Source organism: uncultured Piscinibacter sp., from assembly GCF_937952055.1.
Lineage (GTDB): Bacteria > Pseudomonadota > Gammaproteobacteria > Burkholderiales > Burkholderiaceae_C > Piscinibacter.
Map to the genome: position 1 here is coordinate 408,831 of NZ_CALFYO010000019.1, position 18,652 is coordinate 427,482.

Consider the following 18,652-nt stretch of genomic DNA (forward strand, 5'->3'; position numbering starts at 1 on the left):
GGGCCTGCAGGGGCCGTGCCTACTGCACGAAGCCGATCGCGCTGCGCTTGTGCCCGGCTTCGGGCAGGTCGCGTGGCAGGATGTGGTCGCGCTTGTCCAGCTTGGCATTGCCGAAGCCGGTCATCCAGGCCCGGCGCATCTCGCGTGGCGCCATCTCGGCCAGGCGGTCGAGCACCTCGGGCCGCGCTTCGGGCTCGAAGCGCGAGCCCCAGTCGTGCTCGGCGCGGATGCCCGCGTAGAGCTTGGAGGCGATGCGTCGCGCCGCCTCGAAGTCGGGCGCGCGCACCTCGTAGACGTTCATGCGGTTGAGAATTGGCTCGGGGATGCCACGTGCATCGTTGGCGGTGGCCACCCAGATCAGCTGGCTCGCGTCGATCGGCACCTCGGCGAACTCGTCGGTGAACGACAGCGCAGTGTCGTGCTCGAGCAGGCTGTACAGCGCGCCGAGCGGGTCGTAGGCATGCTCGCCGCCGGCCTTGTCGATCTCGTCGACCACCATCACCGGGTTGGCGTACTGGCCATCGACCAGCGTCTCGAAGACCTTGCCGGGGCGCGCGCCCTTCCACTGGCTGGACGCGCCCGACAGCACCCAGCCGGCGGTCATCGAGCTCATCGAGATGAAGCCCATGCCGGTGCCCAACAGGTGCGACAGCGCCCGCGCGAAGTGCGTCTTGCCGACACCCGGCGGCCCGAGCAGCAGTAGCGGGGTGATCTCCAGCGCGTCGCGGCTGTCCTCGCACAGCGCCAGCTGGCGCTTCACGTCGTCGAGCACCTCCGCAAAGTTGGGCAGGTCGTCGTAAAGGTGATCCATCACCGGCAGCCCGGAAGGCTTGACCTGGAAGCGCTCGGGCCCCTTCTCGATCATGCGCTCGTAGGTGGAACGCAGGCTCTCGTGCTCCTTGGGCGGCAGTTTGTCGAGCCGGCGCTCGACGTCGCCGACGCGGTAGACGCTGCGCATGTGCGCGATCGGCAGGCCGCTGCGCGGCAAGGTCACCAGGTCATTCGATGCAGCCATCGACGGTTACCTCCGGATCCACGACGTCTCGGTGTCATTGAAGCAAAGCGTACCAGTGCCGAGACATCGAACAAAACCCCAATCACCGCGCAGTTCCATGCACGACGCGTGCCAGCAGCGCGGCGAGATCCGCCTGCGCGACCGGCTTGACGAGGAAGTCGTCCATGCCGGCCGCCAGGCAGGCCTCGCGGGCATCCTCGTCGCTCGTCGCCGTCATCGCCACCACCGGAATGCGTGGCCGCTGCGTCCGCGCCTCGATCTCGCGCCAGCGCCGTGCGCACTGGTGGCCGTCGAGCACCGGCATCTGGCAGTCCATCAGCACGAGGTCGAACACCGCGTCCGCCAGGCGCTGCAGGGCCTGCTCGCCGTCGCCCGCGAGCACCACCGTGGCACCCAGCCGTTCGAGCAGGGCCTGCGCGACCATCTGATTGACGAGGTTGTCCTCCACCAGCAGCACGCGTGGCGATGCAGCGCCCTGCAGATGAAGGGGTTCGTCGAGGTCCGCGCGCGCACTGTCGGGTGGCCGCGCGTCGAACGCGCGTCGCAGGGTCTCGACGACGCGCCCAGGCGGCGCCGGCCGGTAAAGCGGCAGCAGCTCGCGCGGCAGCCTGCGCGCGTCGGCGGCCAGCCCGACCAGCAGCACGCCGCGTTCGCCGCGACGGGCAAGGTCATCGCTCCATTGCGATGCCGTCGTGCCGGCGGCGGACAGCGCGCGCTCGTCGCACACCACGATGCGGCGCGCCCCGGGCGGCAAGGCCCCGGCCGCCGCCGCCATCACGTCGAAGGTCTCGCAGCGCCCGCCGTGGCGCTGCACCAGTTCGGCCAGATCCTCGCGGCGGCTGCGGCTCGGGCTGATCACGTGGACCTCGATGTCGGCGAGCAGCGCCGCTGGCGGCTCCGGCGCCGCGCTGGCGACCAGCGGCAGCAGCAGCATGAAGGTCGAACCCTGCCCCGGCAGGCTCTGCACCTCGATGCGGCCGCCGAGCAGCGTGGCGAGCTCGCGTGCGATCGCCAGGCCGAGCCCGCTGCCGCCGAAGCGACGCGTGGTCGACAGGTCGGCCTGCGCGAAGGCCTCGAACAGCCCGGCCAGCTGCGCCTCGCTCATGCCGATGCCGCTGTCGCGCACCGACACGCGCACCCAGGCGCTGCCGTCGGCACCGCGTTCGGGCGCGGCGAACACCCGGACCTCGCCGGCCGCGGTGAACTTCACCGCGTTGCCGACCAGGTTGTGCAGGATCTGGCGCAACCTGGCCGCGTCACCCACCGTGTGCTGCGGCAGGTCGGCCGCGCAGTGCGACAGCAGGTCCACCCCCTTGGCCTCGGCCTGCGCCGAGAACACCTCGGCGGCGTCGTGGACGGCGTCGTGCAGGTCGAATCGCTCCTGCTCCACCCGCATGCGGCCGGCTTCGAGCTTGGACAGGTCGAGCACGTCGTTGACCAGCGCGAGCAGCGCCGACGAGCTGCGCCGCAGCACTCGCAGCACCTGGCGCTGCCCCTCGTCGAGCCGCGTGCCGCGCAGCAACTCGGCCGAGCCGACGATGCCGTGCAGCGGCGTGCGGATCTCGTGACTCATGTTGGCCAGGAAGCGGCTCTTCACGTTCACCGCCTCCTCGGCGCGCAGGCGCGTCTCGTCGAGCTGTGCCAGCAGGGCGCGGCGCCAGCGGATGCCCATCAGCAGCACCAGGGCATTCACGGTCAAGGCGCCGACGATGGCGACGTCGCGTCGCACCGTGCCGAGCTGCTCGGGATCGACCGACACGATGCCCAGCGCGGCGGCGATCGTCGCGGCGAACACCGCCTCGGCGACGACGAACATGGTCATCAGCACACCGTCGATCAGTGCCCCGCCCTGCAGCAGCAGCAACGGCAGCGCGCTGAGCCACCAGATCGCCGGGCCCATCGTGCTGCCCTGGCGCAGCAGGCCGCCGGACAGGCCGACGAAGGTGGTCCAGGCGAGCATACGTATGCCCAGCGTGGCGCGACCGCGGTGCCGGGCATGGCGCCAAGCGAAGAACGTACCGAGCACCACCGCGAGCGACAGCGCCGCCTCGGGCCACAGAGCGCTCCACAGGTTGGCGGCCAGGAAGGCGCCCGAGGCGACCAGGATGAGGCCGGCCATCAGGTTGAGCAGGCGGCGTGCCAGCTCCTGCTCGAGTGCGAACGCCGAACCGACGGAACTGGGATTGAGGGGCTCGCCCGAGAGTCCGGACGCCGGCCCCGACCGGTTCATTTGACCCAGGTGTTGAGCTGGATGATCGGCAGCAGCACTGCCAGCACGATCAGCATCACCACACCGCCCATCGCGACGATCAGCAATGGCTCGAGGATGGTAGCCATCTGCATCGCGCGGCGCTGCACTTCCGCGCCGAGCTGGCGCGCGGCACGGTCGAGCATGACCGGCAGCTGGCCGGTCTGCTCACCCAGGCGCGAGAACATCGCCAGCAGCCCGGGGAAGCGCTTCTTGCCGGCCAGCGCAGACGCCAACGGCGCGCCTTCGCGCACCTGCACCAGCGCGTCCATCGCGTCGGCGCGCATGGCGCGGTTGGACAGCGTCTCGGCCGCCGCCTGCAGCGCCTTCAGTATGGGCACGCCGGCACCGGCCAGCATCGCCAGGGTGCCCGCGAAGCGCGCGGCGTTGTAGCCTCGTGAGAGCCTGCCGATCAGCGGCAAGGTCAGCCAAGCGGCATCGAAGCGCTCGCGGAAGGCATCGTTGCGCAGCATGAACAGCAGCGTGCCGACTCCGCCCGCGATGGCGAGGATGAGCAGCCAGCCCCAGCTGCGCAGGAAGCCGCTGATGGCCAGCATGGCCACGGTCAGCGCCGGCAGCGCGCGCTTGGAACTGGTGAACACCGACGCCACCTGAGGCACCACGTAGGTGACGAGGAAGACCACGATCACCACCGCGATCAGCGAGACGATCGCCGGGTAGAGCGTGGCGCCGATCAGCTTGGCGCGCAACGCCTGACGTTCCTCGAGGTCGTCGGCGAGGCGCTCGAGCACCGGCCCCAGCGCACCGCTGGCCTCGCCGGCCGCGACGACGCCGCGGTAGACATCGTCGAACTCGCGCGGCACGGTGCCGAGCGCGCGGGCGAAGGCGGAACCGGAGTTGACCTCGCTGCGCAGGTGCGCGACGAGTTCACGCTGGCGATTGTCCTCCGCCTCGTCGGCCAGTGCGGTGAGTGCTCGCTCCAGCGGCAGGCCAGAACCCACCAGCCCGGCGAGCTGGCGCGTCCACACGGTCAATCCGGTGCTGGTGAAGACCTTGCGCTTCAGGCTGAGTCCGGCGCCGCCGGTCTCGGCGGCAACCTGCTTGACCTCCAGCGGCACCAGCGCCTGGGCACGCAACTGGGCGCGCGCGGCCTTGGCGTTGTCGGCCTCGAGCAGGCCGGACGTGGCCTTGCCGGCGACGTCGAGGGCTTCGAACTTGTAGGCCGGCATGGGTCAGTCCGCCGCCGGCTCACCCCAGGGCGGACGAACCTCCGCGGGGGGGCGCAAAGGCGCGTGGCGGCAATCCAGGGCGCTCATCTCACTCACGAGTCACCCGCATCACTTCCTCGGCGGAGGTGATGCCCTCGTCCACCAGTCGATCGCCGTCTTCGCGCATCGAGCGCAGGCCCGCCGCCTCGGCAGCGACGAGAAGCTGGCTCTCGGCGGCGCGGCTGTGGATCAGCGCGCGCACCTGATCGTCGGCGACCATCAGTTCGTACACGCCGGTACGTCCCTTGTAGCCGCTCATGCCGCACTCCTTGCAGCCCACGGGGTGGTAGCGGCCTTGCTCATCGCGCCTCTTGCACCGCGGGCAAAGCTTGCGCACCAGGCGCTGTGCCAGCACGCCGAGCAGCGAACTCGACAGCAGGAAGGGCTCCACGCCCATGTCGGTCAGGCGCGTCACTGCGCTGGGCGCGTCGTTGGTGTGCAGCGTGGCGAGCACGAGGTGGCCGGTCAGCGAGGCCTGGATGGCGATCTGCGCGGTCTCGAAGTCGCGGATCTCGCCGATCATGATGACATCCGGATCCTGGCGCAGGATGGCGCGCAGCGCCTTCGCGAAGGTGAGGTCGATCTTCGGGTTGACCTGCGTCTGACCGATGCCGGCGAGTTCGTACTCGACCGGATCCTCCACCGTCAGCACGTTGGTCGTGCTCGTGTCGATGCGGCCGAGCGACGCGTACAGCGTGGTCGTCTTGCCCGAGCCGGTGGGGCCGGTGACGAGCACGATGCCGTGCGGCTGCTGGATGAGCCGGTCGAAGCTGGTGAGCACGTCGCCGCTCATGCCCAGCGACTCGAGCGTGAACTTGGCCTCGCCCTTGTCGAGCAGGCGCAGCACCGCACGCTCGCCGTGCGCCGAGGGCAGCGTGGAGACGCGCACATCGACCGCACGGCCGCCGATGCGCAGCGAGATGCGGCCGTCCTGCGGCAGGCGCTTCTCGGCGATGTCGAGCTCGGCCATGATCTTCAGGCGCGAGATCAGCGCGGCGTGCAGCGCCTTGTTCGGCTGCACCACCTCGCGCAGCGTGCCGTCGACGCGGAAGCGCACCGCCGAGCTGCGCTCGTAGGGCTCGATGTGGATGTCGCTCGCGCCGTCCTTCGCCGCCTGCGTGAGCAGTGCGTTGAGCATGCGGATGATCGGCGCGTCGTTGGCGGCCTCGAGCAGGTCCTCCACCGCGGGCAGGTCCTGCATCATGCGCGTGATGTCAACGGCGCTCTCCACCTCGCCGATCACCGTGGCGGCGCTCGATTCGCCGCCCGCGTAGGCCGCGGCGATGCGGCTGGTCAGCGAGGGCGCGGCCTCGCGCTCGAGCGCGTCGACGTCGTACAGGCGCAGCACCTCCGACAGCGCGGGCAACGGCACCGATTCAGGCGCCCACAGCACGAGGCGCTCGCCGTCGTCTTCGAGCAGCAGCGTGTTCGCCTTGGCGAAGGCGTAGGGCAGGGGGTGGCGCGCGCCCATGGCGGGCTCCTTAAGGCGCCGAGGCGCCCGAGGCCGGGGCCGCGGGGGCCGCCGCAGCCGCCGGTTCCGAGGGGGCACGCATCGGCGGAATCACCGGCGAGTCCTTCAGCGGCAGGAACGGGTTGGAGGCCGGTTGCGCGTCCTTCTGGTTGGCGCGAATCAGATCGTAGCGGTCCAGCGAGAGCCTGGACGACGAGTCGCTGTCGCGCATGATGGTCGGCTTCAGGAAGACCATCAGGTTGCTGCGGTTCTTCTCGCGCTTCTCGCTGCGGAAGAGGGCGCCGAAGAAGGGGATGTCGCCGAGCAGCGGCACCTTCGACTTCGTGTCGGTGTACGTCTCGTTGATCAGGCCGCCGAGCACGAGGATCGCGCCATCGTCCACCACCACGGTCGACTCGATCGAGCGCTTGGTGGTCGACGGGCCGGCGTTGCTGGTTCCCGCAGCCGTGGTCGCCTTCACGCTCGACTGCTCCTGGTAGATCGTCATGCGCACCGTGCCGCCTTCGCCGATCTGCGGCTTGATGCGCAGCGTGATGCCGACGTCCTTGCGTTCGATGGTCTGGAACGGGTTGGTCGTCGCCGTGCCGGTGTTGGTGAACTGGCCGGTGATGAAGGGCACGTTCTCGCCGACGACGATCTTCGCCTCCTCGTTGTCGAGCGTGATCAGGTTCGGCGTGGAGACGATGTTGGTGTTGGCCTGGGTCTGCAGCGCACGTGCCACCGCAGCCAGCGCGTAGGTGCCGCCGTAGTTCTTCAGCAGGCCGATGTTGAAACCCTCGCCGGGCAGGGTCGTTCCCTGGCCAGCCAGGGTCTGGGTCAGCGCGACGATGCTCGGCCCGCCGATCGAGGTGTTGGTGCCGGCGAACACACCGTACTTGTCGCCGGTGCTGCCGGCCAGGCCCTGCCACTGGAAGCCGAAGTCGGCGGCGTTGTCGCCGGACACCTCGACGATCATGCTTTCGATGTAGACCTGCGCGCGGCGCGAGTCGAGCTGGTCGATCATGGCGCGCACCTGGCGGTACAGGGGCTCGGCGGCCGTGATGACCAGCGAATTGCTCGAGGGATCGGCCTGGATGAAACCGCCGGTCGATGGTCCGGCGCTGGCGCTGACCGGCGTGGTGCTTTGCGGCGACGCGCCACCGGCGGTGATGGCCGGCTGCGCAGCCGTCACTGCCGACGTCGGCGTCGGCGAGAGTGCGGCGGCACCGCTGCCCCCACCACTGCCGCCTGCGAACGCGGCGCGCAGCACCTGCGCGAGCTTGGTCGCGTCGGCATTCTTCAGGTGCACCACCCAGACGTTGCCTACCGCAGCCTGGCCCTGCGGCGGCTGGTCGAGCCGTTCGACCAGCGAGCGGATGCTGGCCATGCGGGCCGGGCTGCCGGCCTTGACGAGCAGGGTGTTGTTGCGCGAGTCCGCAATGATCGAGCTCGCCGCCCCGCCGATCACCGGTGCGCCGGGCACGACGACTGCGCCGCCGGAGTCCGACAGGCGCTGCACGAGGGGCGCGAGGTCGGCGGCCACCGCGTGCCGCAGCGGGATCACCTCCACCTCGCCGGCGGCCGGCGTGTCCATCGCCGCGATGATCTTGGCGATGCGCTGCAGGTTGTCCGCATAGTCGGTGATGACCAGCGAGTTGTTGCCGGGGTTGGCATTGATGGTGTTGTTCGGGCTGATGAGCGGGCGCAGCACCGGCACCAGGTTGTTGGCGTTCTCGTGATTGAGCTTGAACACCTGCGTAAGGATCTGGTCGCCGCGGCGGCCCGTCTCGCCCACCGCGACCGTGCCGGTCTGCAGCTTGGCGTCCGCCTCGGGCACGACCTTGAACAGGCCGCCGACCTCGACCACCGTGAAGCCCAGGCCGCGCAGCGCGGCCAGGTAGTTCAGGTAGGCTTCGCGCGGCGTGATCGGCTGCTCGCTGAACAGCGTGATCTGGCCCTTCACGCGCGGGTCGACGACGAACTGCTGCTTGAGGATCGCGCCCATCGCGCGCGACACCGCGTCGATGTCGGCGTTGACGAAGTTCAGCGTCACCGGCTCACCGCCGGCGAAGCGGCCCCGTGCCGTCTGCGCCAGTGCGCCGGGCGGCGGCACGAGCGCCGCGCTCAGCAGCGCGACGGCCAGCCTGGCGGGCCAGCGGCGCGGGAGAGGGCCCGAAGGCAGGTGTGACTTCATGATCATCCGATCGAAATGACGGACCGTGCGCCATCGCGCCGCCCGATGATGTTCAGCAGATTGGTCAGCGGCGCCTCGGCCCCCGGCGCAGCACTCGCCTGGCCACGGAAGCGCACGCCAGTGGGCCCGAGGCTGCCGTTGCCGGAGAGCTGCAGCGCTCCCTGCTGCGTGGACAGCGTAAGCAGGGAGGCGCCGTTGCCCGAAGGATCGGCCGCGACGCTGAGGCGGTAGCTGCCCAGCGTGTCCAGCGTGGACAAGCGCGAGGAGACGTCGATCAGATCGATGTCGGCGCGGCCGGCCAGCCGCCAGCGACCTTGCACCGATTCGACGCTGAGGCCCGGCGAAGCGAGGCGGATGCTGCCGCCCATCTGCATGGTGTTCCAAGGCGTGCCCAGCCCGCCGAGCCAGGCGGTCGGCCACTGGCCGATCCAGTCGGGGTGGGCGGCGAGCGTCATCGAGATGCGGCCGAGACCCGGCCTGACGACCAGCGAGGCGGTGCCGTTCAGGCAGCAGGCATGGCGGGCGCGCAATTCGAGGCCCAGGCCCTTCACGCCGACCGTCCAATCGAGCCGGCCGGGCAGGGCGCTGGCGTCTCGGCTGCCCGGGCCGCCGGTCAGCACGACCACGGCGCTGCCCGACCACACCGTGCCGCGCGCGTCGGCCAGCAGCAAGTGCCCGTTGGTGGCCGAGGCGAGTGCCCCGGCGAGCCAGGCTGCGGGTGCGAAGGCGACCAGGCCAGCCAGCACGCCGAGCACCACGCCGAGCATCGCCCAACGCGTCGACGCACCGCGCGACTTGTCCCAGGCGATCTCCGCAAAGGTCGACTCGCCCCACCCGGTGGCCGAGGCGGTGTTCGCCCAAGGACGGCCCTTGCGGCGCCGCCCGATCATGGCGTGCCTCCACTGCCGAGCGTGACGACCACCGTGCCGCTGTACCCCTGTGGCCCGCGCGTGAGCTGCGCCTCGACCGGCCGCACGCGTGCCGCGCTGCGCGCCTCGAGCAGCCAGCCGCGCAGCGCCTCCGGCGAGACGCCGTTGAGCGTCAGCGAGGCGCGGTCGCCTTGCAGCGACAGACGGCCTCGGTCGGCCAGCCGGTCGGTGGCTGATTTCAGGGCCGCGGCGGCCTGCACCTGTGTCACCGCCGCCACGCCGCGCAGGCTCTGACTCTCGGCGGCGAGGCGCTGCATCTGCTGCAGTTGCGCGTCGAGCGCGTCGAGTTGCGCCGGTGTCTCGCGCAGGCTGCGCCAGGCGGGCTGGATGAAGATCAGCCAGACGAGGAAGGCGCCCAGGACGGTGCCGGCTGCGCCCAGGGCGAGGCGCTCGCGCGGCGCCCGCGAACGCCAGTAGGTGCGGGCACGATCGCGCCATTGCGCGACGGCGGGCGGAAGCGTCAGGGCCTTCGTATTCACGAGCGGGCTCCAGGCCGTGCGCGCGACAGCACCAGCTGCGCGCCGTTGGCGTCGACCTGCCATCCCGCCGGCCGCAGCAGACTCCTGAATTGCGCGATCTGCTGTTCGCTCCAGCCGGCGGCGGCCAGGGTCAGGCGCCCGCTCTCGTAGCGCAGCGTGTCCACCGGGGGCCGGTCCGTGGGCCAGGCCGAGGCGGCGGCCAGCAGCATCGGCTCGAGGTCGGTGTCGCCCGCCTTGCCGGCCACCGTGCGCAGGGTCTGCACCTCGCGTTGCATCACGGCGGCAGCGTCGCGTTGCAGGTCGAGGTCGCTGACGCGCGGGAAGGTCGTGCGCACCACACTCTGCATCGCCAGCTTGCGCGCCTCGACGGCGCTGCGCTGGTGCCAGGCCCAGACGTTGAGGCCCGCGACCTGGGCGATGAGGAGCGCGGCGAGCCCCCAGCGCACCGGCCGCCACTGCGGGCTGGCGAAGCGGCGCAGGCCGTCGCGCAGCGCCCGCGCGCCGCGGGTGCGCTGTGCGAGGTCGAACTGGCGCAGATCCCACAGGCTGCGCGCAGCCTGCAGCGCGCGCTCGGGGCGCGACATGACGTTGACCGGCATGCCCAGCCACTGCTCGGCGGAGGCCGCTGCCCCCGGTGTGGCACTCCAGCGCGTGCCCGGAGGCGCCGGCCGCGGGATGAGCGCGCGTGCGAGGCCCCCGTGCAGCCGGATGCTGGCCACGCCGTCGGCATGAGACCAGTGCAGCAGCACCCCCTGGTCCGGACCGTTGGCGCTGGCGCGTGTCTCGGCGAAGTGACCGCTGGGCGGGTCGTCGGGCCACGACGAGGGCACGATGCGGTCGACGAACACGTCGGCCTTCTCCAGCGCGGCGAGCTCGGCGCGCAGCCAGCGCCGGTCGACCGCCGCCACCCATGCGGGTTGGCCCGCCGTGGCGCCGGGTGCGACGGCGAGGTGGACGTCCTCGGCATCCTCGAGCAGGGCCTCCTCGAGCACGCCGACGAGCGCGGCCCGCAGGCGCGCCGCCGGCGCCTTGGGCAGGGTGATGCGGTGCCAGCTGACGTCGGTGTCGGCGAGCATGGCCACCACCGAGCTGGCCTTGGGCAGCAGCGCCGCGGCGCACTCGCCCTGCGAATTCATCACCAGGCCGTCCGGGCTGGTCACGTAGACGTACTCGGTGCCGATGCCCGAGGCGGACGCCTCCGGGCCGGCACCGCCACGTGCGCTCAGGCGCTGGCGTTCGGGAATCTGGACGACGAGGATGGACATGGGTGGCGCGTCACGGTGCTGCCCGCATTGTAGGGTTGGGTCTTCTACAAACCTTCACAAATCAACGACTTAGGACACGACGTTGTAGCGCGTCCGGGGGCCATTGCACCATGGGGCCGGACCCGCGATCACGGGCGCAGTGCCTCAAGCGTGGAAACCTGCTCACGTTGCACGACCAGCATGTCCAGCCCGCGGCGCTCGACCAGCGAGCGCTGTTCGAGCACGTGGTCCTCCAGACGCAGGCGCCCGCGCACCTCGAAGAAGCTCGACACCACGGCGAGCTGTTGCGGATTGAGCGGGCCGAGGGCGGGAACCTGGGCCGCCACCGCACCCAGCGTCTTGAACGGGTCGCGCTGGCGCAACTGCACGAGGCGTTCGGCGGTGGCCAGGTCCATGCCCTTGACGACGGCGGAGAGCACCTCGCGCGAGGCGGTGTTGGCGTTCACCGGGGTGCGCACCGGCAGCAGCGTGACGTAGGGCTCGAGCAGCGCGATCGTGCTGGCGTCGATGCCCAGCCAAGTGAGTTGCTCGAGCTTGCGTGGCCGCAGCGGCGCACTGCTGTTGCCCTCTCCGCCCACGGCCTGCGCGTCGCGAAGGCCGGCGGCGATGCGTGCGGCGACGTCGCTGGCGACGCCCACCGTCTGGCAGAGCCGTTCCAGCGCTTCGAGCTCGGCCGGCACGAGCTTGCCACCCGGATCGAGCAGGCTGGCAAGGTTGTAGCGCGCCTGCGCATCGGTGATCACGCCGGAGAGAAAGGCATCGGGTGCATCCTCGGCGTTGCTCGTGTCCACAGCGAGGAAGGTGGACAGTCTGGCCTCGGCCAAGGGCGTGGCCCAGGGTTCGGTGAGTGCCGTGGGGCGACCGGAGCGCGCGTCCTCGCGCAGGATCAGCCGCGCCCAGTCGAGCGCGCCGTTGAGGATCCAGGCCGACTGCACGCGGGCGCGCTCGGCCGCCTCGACCTGCACGGCACGCCACTGTTGCCAGATCATCGAAGCCGCCAGCGTCACCACGATCGTGACGATGATCAGCGCAGTCAGCAGTGCCGCGCCGCGTTGCCGTGATGAACGCCGAACAGTCATCGTTCAGGGCCCCAGCAGGACGTCGCGCGTGAGCGTGCCCGAGAAGCCGCTGCCCGGCGCGAAGCCCATCACCACACGCACGCCCGAGGGCAAGGCTTGCCGGGGCGGCGCGCCGCTGGCCGCGCCCGCGGGTGGCGCCACAACGTTGCCGGTGGACTGCGCGTTGCTCCAGGCATTGCCCTGGAAGAAGTACACCTGCCATTGCGACACGCCTTCGAGCGTGCGCAACTGGCCGGGTTCGCCGCCCTGCAACTGCTGGCTGGCGAACCAGCTGTCCTGCAGGGCCGCGCTGCCGGTCACTGCCGGGCCGGCCCAGCGCTCCAGGACGTTGTCCGCGCCCGCCGGCCGCAACGACCAGGCCACCACCTGCACGCCGTCGGGCACGCTGCGCGTCATGCGCAGCGTCGCGCCGTCGAACACCAGCGGTGGCACCGCGCCGGTGTCCTGCACCGCCGCGAGGTCGGTCTGCCATTGCGCGAGCACGGTGTTCATGCGCAGCGTCTGTTCGAGCTGGCGCTGGCTGGTGTCGCGCGCGCGCACGATGCCGTCGACGCCCCGCCAGGCCATGCCGGCCATGAGCGCGAGAACGAGCAGCGCCACCAGCACCTCGACGAGCGTGAAGCCTCGGTCCTTCATGATCTCAGTAGCGGCCGAGGATGGTCGACAGGCTGAGCACCGGTTCGCCCGCCTCGTTGGCCACCTGTGCGTCGACGCGCCGGAAGTTCGGGTTCGGAGTCGGTCTCACCACCAGCCTGCCGCGAAAGCTGCGACTAAGCTGCTCGCAGACGAACTCTCCGTCGCCGACGCTGGGAAACTGCTTGGCCAGGCGCAGGCCGGTGAGCTGGTTGTCGGCGCACCATTGTGCGGCGGTGACGTCGGCGAGGCGCTGCGCATTGTTGGTCAGTGCGCCGGCGGCCTTGATGCCGGCGCCCAGCGTCACCGCAACGATGGCCACGCCGACCAGCACCTCGATCAGGGTGAAGCCACGCTCGCGACGGTGCCTCACGGCGCGGCCTCGCCGTCGCTGACGGTGAACGGTCCCAGGCCGTCGGTGTCGAGCACGAGTCGCTGTGCGTCCAGCCGCAGCACGATGCGCTGGCGGCCGATCAGCGGCTCCGGGCCGAGCACCACCGCACGAGCACCGACCACCTCGGCGCTGACCCCCTCGCCGAGCCAGCGCGAAGGCAGCTGCGCCGAGTCGGGCAGGCCGATGAAGCGGAAACCGGGCGTGTCGGCCTGTTCGGCGCGCGGCTCCCAGCGTGCCGCAAGCCCCGAGGCGCGTGCCTCGGCGCGCGCCGATTCGAGCAACGCCGCCAGGCGGGCCGCCTCCTGCTCGAGCCGCGTCGCCGCCGGGTCGCGCATCGCCAGGCTGACCACGCTGCTGGCGATGGCGATCAGGGTGATGACGACCAGCAACTCGATCAGCGTGAAGCCGATCTGGCGCGGGGGCATGCGCGCTGGCACGCGGGCTCCGGGGTCATTGCCAGGAGCCGACCTCGGCGTCCTTGCCCTCGCCGCCGAGCACACCGTCGGCGCCGAAGCTGAAGACGTCGATCTCGCCCTTCAGGCCAGGGTTGGCGTACTGGTATGGCCGGCCCCAGGGATCATTGGGCAGCTTCTCGAGGTAGGGCTTCCAGTTCGGCGGAATCGCGCCCGCAGTAGGTTTGACGACCAGTGCCTGCAGGCCCTGTTCGCCGCTCGGGTAGCGTTGGTTGTCGAGCCGGTAGAGCTTGAGTGCCTGCATCAGGTTGTTCACGTCGGTGCGCGCCGCGGTCACGCGCGCGTCATCGGCGCGGTCGAGCACGTTCGGCACGATCAGCGCGGCCAGCACGCCAATGATCACCAGCACCACCATCAGCTCGATCAGGGTGAAGCCGCGCGCGCGACGGAATCGGTTGTGTTGCACGGAAGATGACATCATGAACCGGCCCGCCAGGGCAGGGCTGTGGTGTTGCAGACGCGGTCGATGATAATCCCCGCATGTTGGCAAGACTCACGGCCTTCGTCGTCTGGGCGCTGGTGGCCGCCACCGCAGTGTTCTGGGGGCTTCGCATGCTGGTGCGACCGCAGGCCGCGCCGGCCTACACCGTGCCCGTGGGGGATGTCGGGGCGCTGCGCGGCGACCTCTCGCGCCTGCTCGGCGCCACCGCCACCGCTCCGTCCGCGACGCAGGCGGCACCTGCGCCCGAACTCGCCTCGCGCTTCAAGCTGATCGGCATCATGGCCAGCAAGCAGCCGGATGGCGCCGGTTACGCGCTCATCGCCGTAGATGCCAAGCCAGCCCGGGCTTATGCCGTGGGTGCACCGCTCGACGGGGACATCGTGCTGCAGTCGGTGAGCCTGCGCACCGCGGCCATCGGCCCGGCGCAGGGCAGCCCGGCGGTCACGCTCGAGATCCCGGCACTGCCCGCACCGGCCACCGGCACGCTGCCCGGGCCGGCCGACGGCGTGAAGTTCGGCGCTGCGGCGCCCGTGGTGCAGCCGGTGCCGCAGCCCCTGCACTTGCCGGCGCAGGGTGCCGCCGTCCCCGGTCGACCTGTCTCTGCACCGCCCTCCGTTCAGCCGCCGGCGCCGGTGGTGCCGCGAACGCGCAACCCTGGGCTCACGAACCGCTGACGCGCGGCCCTCAGGACAGCGTCCCGACCCCTGTGATGGTGGCCATGCCTGCGGGCTGCGACGGCCCGGGGTCCTCCCCCTCGGCCACCTCGGTGAGCAACGCGGCGGCACTTCGCACCAGTGGCCAAGCCAGCGTGGCCCCGGTGCCGTCGGTGCTCTCCATGCCGAGCTCGAGCAGCGCGGTGGCCTGGAACAGCGAGAGCGCGCGGTCCAGGCCATGGTGGTTGTGGCTGCGGCAGTAGACGCAATAGTCGGTCACCGCCGGGGCGATGCGCGAGGCCACCATCAGGGCGGCGCAGGCCGTCATGCCGTCGGCGATGACGAGATGCCGCTTGCTGCCGGCCACCAGCATCACGCCCACCATCATCGCCATCTCGAAGCCGCCGAACGAGGCCAGCACCTCGACGGGGTCGGTAGCGTCCTTGTGGCGCGTCTGCGCGCCCTGAAGCACGGCGAGCAGGTGGTTGAGGTCCTCCTGCGGCATGTTCGGGCCCGACAGCAGCAGCTCGCGCAGCGGCGTGTCGGAAAGCCGCGAGAGCACCAGCGCGGCGCTCTCGTGCGCGCCGACGCCGATACCGGCGCAGGCGATCACGTTGCCCGGCAGGGAGTCGGCGATCTCCATGCCGGCGCGGATAGCCGCGTGGGCTTGGTCGAGCGACATGGCCATGGTGGCCCGCGAACTGCGCGTGCCGTGGGCGATCTTGCGCGCTAGCAGCCGTGCATGCGGCACCACCGGCTCGGCCACGCCGCAGTCCACCACCGACAGCTCCAGACCCTGGATGCGCGCGAACACCGCAACCGGCAGCTGCGATCCGAGCAGGCGCGCGACGAGCTTGGCCGTGGACGCACGGCCGGGAATGCCGATGCCGTCGACCGCGATGCCGTGGTCGGAGGCGAACAGCACGATCTGCGGCGCACGGAAGCGCGGCTTCAGCGTGTTCTGGATCAGCCCCAGGCGGATCGCCAGCGGCTCGAGTTCGCCCAGGCTTCCCGTGGTCTCGCTGCGACGCTGCAGCTTCTCGCGCAGCGCCTGCTCGAGCAGCGGGTTCGCGGTGGGCGTGATCAGGGAGCGGTTGACCGACATGAAAGTGACGCAGTCCGGGCGGCAGTGTTCATTGTGCGTCAGCGCAGGAACATCCGGTACACCGGGTTCTCGGTCTCGTCCTTGCAGGGGTAGGCCAGCGTCGCGAGGAACTCGCGGAAGGCCTTCTTGTCTGCCTTCGGCACCTGGATGCCAACCAGGATGCGGCCGTAGTCGGCACCCTGGTTGCGGTAGTGGAACAGGCTGATGTTCCAGCCCGGGTGCATGCTGGACAGGAAGCGCATCAGCGCGCCAGGCCGTTCGGGGAAGATGAAGCGGTACAGCCGCTCGTCGTGCGCCAGCTCGGTGCGGCCGCCGACCATGTGGCGCACGTGTTGCTTGGCGAGTTCATCGTCGGTCAGATCCAGCGCCGCAAAGCCGTGGCGGCCGAAGTTGCGACCGAGCTTGTCGGCCTCCTCGCGATTGGCGATCGCCACGCCGACGAAGACATGAGCCTGCCTCGCGTCCGAGATGCGGTAGTTGAACTCGGTGACGGCGCGCGGACCGATCAGCGCGCAGAAGCGCTTGAAGCTGCCACGCTCCTCGGGGATGGTGACGGCGAAGAGCGCCTCGCGCTGCTCGCCGACCTCGGCGCGTTCGGCCACGAAGCGCAGCCGGTCGAAGTTCATGTTCGCGCCGCAGGCGATGGCGACGAAGGTCCTGCCCTTGAGCTTGTGCTGCTCGACATATTGCTTGACCGCGGCCACGCCCATTGCGCCCGCCGGCTCGAGGATGCTGCGCGTGTCCTGGAACACGTCCTTGATCGCGGCGCATACGGCGTCGGTGTCGACGACGACGAAATCGTCGACCAGCTGGCGCGCGAGACGGAAGGTCTCCTCGCCGACCAGCTTGACCGCCGTGCCATCGGAGAACAGTCCGACGTCGGACAGCGTCACGCGCTTGCCCGCCCGCACCGAACGCAGCATGGCGTCGGAGTCGTTCATCTGCACGCCGATGACCTGGATGTCCGGACGCACCGACTTGATGTACGCCGCCACGCCCGACACCAGGCCGCCGCCGCCGATGGCGACGAACACGGCATCGATCGGCCCCTGGTGCTGGCGCAGGATCTCCATGCCGATCGTGCCTTGGCCGGCGATGACGTCCGGGTCGTCGAAGGGGTGGACGAAAGTCAGTCCCTGCGCCCGTTCGAGCTCCAGTGCGTGAAGGTAGGCGTCGGAGTAGCTGTCGCCGTGCAGCACCACCTCGCCGCCGAGCGCGCGCACCGCGTCCACCTTCAGCTTCGGCGTGGTCACCGGCATGACGATCAGCGAGCGGCAGCCGAGCTGGCGCGCGCCGAGGGCGACGCCCTGGGCATGGTTGCCGGCCGAAGCGCAGATCACCCCGCGCTTGAGCTGCGCGGCGTCGAGGTGCGCCATCTTGTTGTAGGCGCCGCGCAGCTTGAAGCTGAACACCGGCTGGCTGTCCTCGCGCTTGAGCAAGACGTGGTTGCCCAGCCGCCGCGACAGGTTCTTGGCGACCTCCAGCGGCGTTTCGAGGGCCACGTCGTAGACGCGCGCCGTGAGGATCTTCTGCAGGTAGTCGGCCAGCGTCAGCGCCGCCGGGGTGGTCTTCTTCTTGTCGGGGCTGCGGCGCGTGCCGGCCATGGGCGGTCTCCAGGTGGGCCTTTGCGGCGCCGCATCATACCGTCGCCATCCGGCCGCGGCAGCCCAGAAAAAAGCCCAAGGCATTGCTGCCTTGGGCTGAATCCACCAATGGAGGAGGTGGAGGAGACAAACGGCACGGCAGTCGAAAACGCGCCGAAACGAAACCAAACGACTACCGTATGCGAAAGAGTGTAGGTCCTTTCATGTTGCGCCGCAATATGTTTCGAGACTGACCCGTAGAGAGGCGACTCCAGGCAGAACGTGACGCGATGCACAATGCGCGCCGCGCACCGCAGGCGTGCGGTGGATCACCGAGGACGGCAGACATGGAGTGCACGATCAATTGGCTGGCCGACAGCGGCATGGCGTTCCTGGCGGAGACCGGCAGCGGCCATCTGCTGACCATGGACGGCGCACCCGAGGGCGGCGGGCGCAATCTCGCCCCAAGGCCGATGGAGACCGTGCTCGCCGGTGCCGGCGGCTGCTCGGCCTACGACGTGGTGCTCATCCTCAAGCGCGGCCGCCACGACGTGCGCGGCTGCAAGCTCAAACTGGACGCGCAGCGCGCCGACACCGACCCGAAGGTGTTCACCGCGATCCACATGCATTTCACCGTCACCGGCCGCGAACTGCCGGAGGCGGCTGTCGAGCGGGCGATCCGCATGTCGCACGAAAAGTACTGTTCGGCCACCGCGATGTTCGCCAAGACGGCGCAGATCACCACCAGCTTCGAGATCGTCCGCGACTGATCCGGTTCAGGCTCAGAGGCGGTGCGCGGTGGTGGTCATCACCCGCGCGGCGGCCTTCATCGCCCAGCGCAGCGGCGCCGGCAACGGTGCGGCCCCGGCGGCCAGGGCCGCGTCGGCATGGCGGGCTTCGTCCTGGCGCATCTGCTCGACGATGGCGCGCGACGCGGTGTCGTGCCCTGGCAGGCGGTCGAGGTGGGACTCGAGATGGCGCTCGACCTGGCGTTCGGTCTCGACCAGGAAGCCCAGGCTCGCGGCGTCGCCGGCGCGGCCGGCGATCAGCCCGATCGCGAAGGCGCCGCCGTACCACAGCGGGTTGAGCAGGCTCGCTCGCGCACCGAGTTGCTGCAGGCGCTGCTGCGTCCAGGCGAGATGGTCCGTCTCCTCGCGGGCCGCCTGCTCGAACTGGCGGCGCAGTGAATCGTCCCGGGTCGCCAGGGCCTGCGCGCTGTACAGCGCCTGCGCACAGACTTCGCCGACATGGTTCACGCGCATCAGGGCTCCCGCCAGGCTGCGCTCGTCCTCGCTCAGGGGGCGGGGCTCCGTCGACGGTCGAGGACAGGCGCGGGCGGCATGGCTGGCCCCGGAAATCGCGCGCAGCGCGGTGTCGAGTGCGATCAGTAGCTTGTCCATCAAGGCGCAGATCAGGCTTGGGAGTTGACTCAGCAGCATACCCTCGCGGCGTCTCGACAATGCCGGCGGGCGGGCGGCGTC

General features: G+C 70.5%; 18 protein-coding genes. 2 read left to right on the forward strand and 16 right to left on the reverse strand.

Annotated features, from left to right (window positions below):
* Positions 1-19 precede the first annotated feature (19 nt).
* The 13 genes from Q0599_RS09400 to gspG form a co-directional block, all read right to left on the reverse strand.
* Positions 20-1,015: an AAA family ATPase gene (locus Q0599_RS09400; protein ID WP_298828737.1), complete on the reverse strand. Its 996-nt coding sequence runs from the start codon at positions 1,013-1,015 to the stop codon at positions 20-22.
* An 82-nt stretch (positions 1,016-1,097) separates the two neighbouring features.
* Positions 1,098-3,245 carry an ATP-binding protein gene (locus tag Q0599_RS09405; protein WP_298828740.1) on the reverse strand — a complete coding sequence of 716 codons (2,148 nt, stop codon included), beginning with the start codon at positions 3,243-3,245 and terminating at the stop codon, positions 1,098-1,100.
* On the reverse strand, positions 3,242-4,453 hold the full coding sequence (gene gspF / locus Q0599_RS09410; protein ID WP_298828743.1) for a type II secretion system inner membrane protein GspF: 1,212 nt from the start codon (positions 4,451-4,453) through the stop codon (positions 3,242-3,244). Before gspF ends, Q0599_RS09405 begins: the two co-directional genes overlap by 4 nt.
* 88 nt (positions 4,454-4,541) lie before the next feature.
* Complete coding sequence (gene gspE, locus Q0599_RS09415) at positions 4,542-5,963, reverse strand: type II secretion system ATPase GspE (RefSeq protein WP_298828746.1); 1,422 nt, start codon at positions 5,961-5,963, stop codon at positions 4,542-4,544.
* 10 nt (positions 5,964-5,973) lie between these two features.
* Positions 5,974-8,136, reverse strand: a complete 2,163-nt coding sequence (gene gspD, locus Q0599_RS09420) for a type II secretion system secretin GspD (RefSeq protein WP_298828749.1) — start codon at positions 8,134-8,136, stop codon at positions 5,974-5,976.
* Positions 8,137-8,138: 2 nt separating this feature from the next.
* Positions 8,139-9,026, reverse strand: a complete 888-nt coding sequence (gene gspN, locus Q0599_RS09425; protein ID WP_298828752.1) for a type II secretion system protein N — start codon at positions 9,024-9,026, stop codon at positions 8,139-8,141.
* Positions 9,023-9,544, reverse strand: a complete 522-nt coding sequence (gene gspM, locus Q0599_RS09430) for a type II secretion system protein GspM (protein ID WP_298828755.1) — start codon at positions 9,542-9,544, stop codon at positions 9,023-9,025. Before gspM ends, gspN begins: the two co-directional genes overlap by 4 nt.
* Positions 9,541-10,809 carry a type II secretion system protein GspL gene (gspL, locus tag Q0599_RS09435; protein ID WP_298828757.1) on the reverse strand — a complete coding sequence of 423 codons (1,269 nt, stop codon included), beginning with the start codon at positions 10,807-10,809 and terminating at the stop codon, positions 9,541-9,543. Before gspL ends, gspM begins: the two co-directional genes overlap by 4 nt.
* A gap of 128 nt (positions 10,810-10,937) precedes the next feature.
* Positions 10,938-11,888: a type II secretion system minor pseudopilin GspK gene (gene gspK, locus Q0599_RS09440; RefSeq protein ID WP_298828760.1), complete on the reverse strand. Its 951-nt coding sequence runs from the start codon at positions 11,886-11,888 to the stop codon at positions 10,938-10,940.
* Between the two features lie 3 nt (positions 11,889-11,891).
* Positions 11,892-12,524 (reverse strand): prepilin-type N-terminal cleavage/methylation domain-containing protein, encoded by a 633-nt coding sequence (locus tag Q0599_RS09445; protein WP_298828762.1) that lies wholly within the window; start codon positions 12,522-12,524, stop codon positions 11,892-11,894.
* A gap of 4 nt (positions 12,525-12,528) precedes the next feature.
* Positions 12,529-12,894: a type II secretion system minor pseudopilin GspI gene (gspI, locus tag Q0599_RS09450; protein WP_298828767.1), complete on the reverse strand. Its 366-nt coding sequence runs from the start codon at positions 12,892-12,894 to the stop codon at positions 12,529-12,531.
* Positions 12,891-13,340: a Tfp pilus assembly protein FimT/FimU gene (locus Q0599_RS09455; RefSeq protein ID WP_298828769.1), complete on the reverse strand. Its 450-nt coding sequence runs from the start codon at positions 13,338-13,340 to the stop codon at positions 12,891-12,893. The genes gspI and Q0599_RS09455 overlap by 4 nt, the downstream gene beginning before the upstream one ends.
* Before the next feature lie 25 nt (positions 13,341-13,365).
* On the reverse strand, positions 13,366-13,809 hold the full coding sequence (gspG, locus tag Q0599_RS09460; protein ID WP_298828772.1) for a type II secretion system major pseudopilin GspG: 444 nt from the start codon (positions 13,807-13,809) through the stop codon (positions 13,366-13,368).
* Positions 13,810-13,868: 59 nt separating this feature from the next.
* On the opposite strand from gspG, the gene Q0599_RS09465 reads away from it, so the two are divergent.
* A complete protein-coding gene (locus tag Q0599_RS09465; protein ID WP_298828774.1) occupies positions 13,869-14,504 on the forward strand; it encodes a type II secretion system protein N in 636 nt (211 codons plus the stop codon).
* A gap of 10 nt (positions 14,505-14,514) precedes the next feature.
* Here Q0599_RS09465 and Q0599_RS09470 read toward each other — a convergent pair whose 3' ends face one another.
* Entirely contained in the window at positions 14,515-15,588 is a 1,074-nt protein-coding gene (locus Q0599_RS09470) for a nicotinate-nucleotide--dimethylbenzimidazole phosphoribosyltransferase (RefSeq protein ID WP_298828777.1), read from the reverse strand.
* A 38-nt stretch (positions 15,589-15,626) separates the two neighbouring features.
* Positions 15,627-17,192 (reverse strand): threonine ammonia-lyase, biosynthetic, encoded by a 1,566-nt coding sequence (gene ilvA / locus Q0599_RS09475; RefSeq protein ID WP_298828779.1) that lies wholly within the window; start codon positions 17,190-17,192, stop codon positions 15,627-15,629.
* A gap of 326 nt (positions 17,193-17,518) precedes the next feature.
* Here ilvA and Q0599_RS09480 point away from each other — a divergent pair, with 326 nt between their 5' ends.
* Positions 17,519-17,941, forward strand: coding sequence for an OsmC family protein (locus tag Q0599_RS09480; RefSeq protein WP_298828783.1), 423 nt, complete (start codon positions 17,519-17,521; stop codon positions 17,939-17,941).
* A gap of 12 nt (positions 17,942-17,953) precedes the next feature.
* Here the strand turns inward: Q0599_RS09480 and coq7 are convergent, their stop codons facing one another.
* Positions 17,954-18,571, reverse strand: coding sequence for a 2-polyprenyl-3-methyl-6-methoxy-1,4-benzoquinone monooxygenase (gene coq7 / locus Q0599_RS09485; protein ID WP_298828785.1), 618 nt, complete (start codon positions 18,569-18,571; stop codon positions 17,954-17,956).
* Positions 18,572-18,652 lie beyond the last annotated feature (81 nt).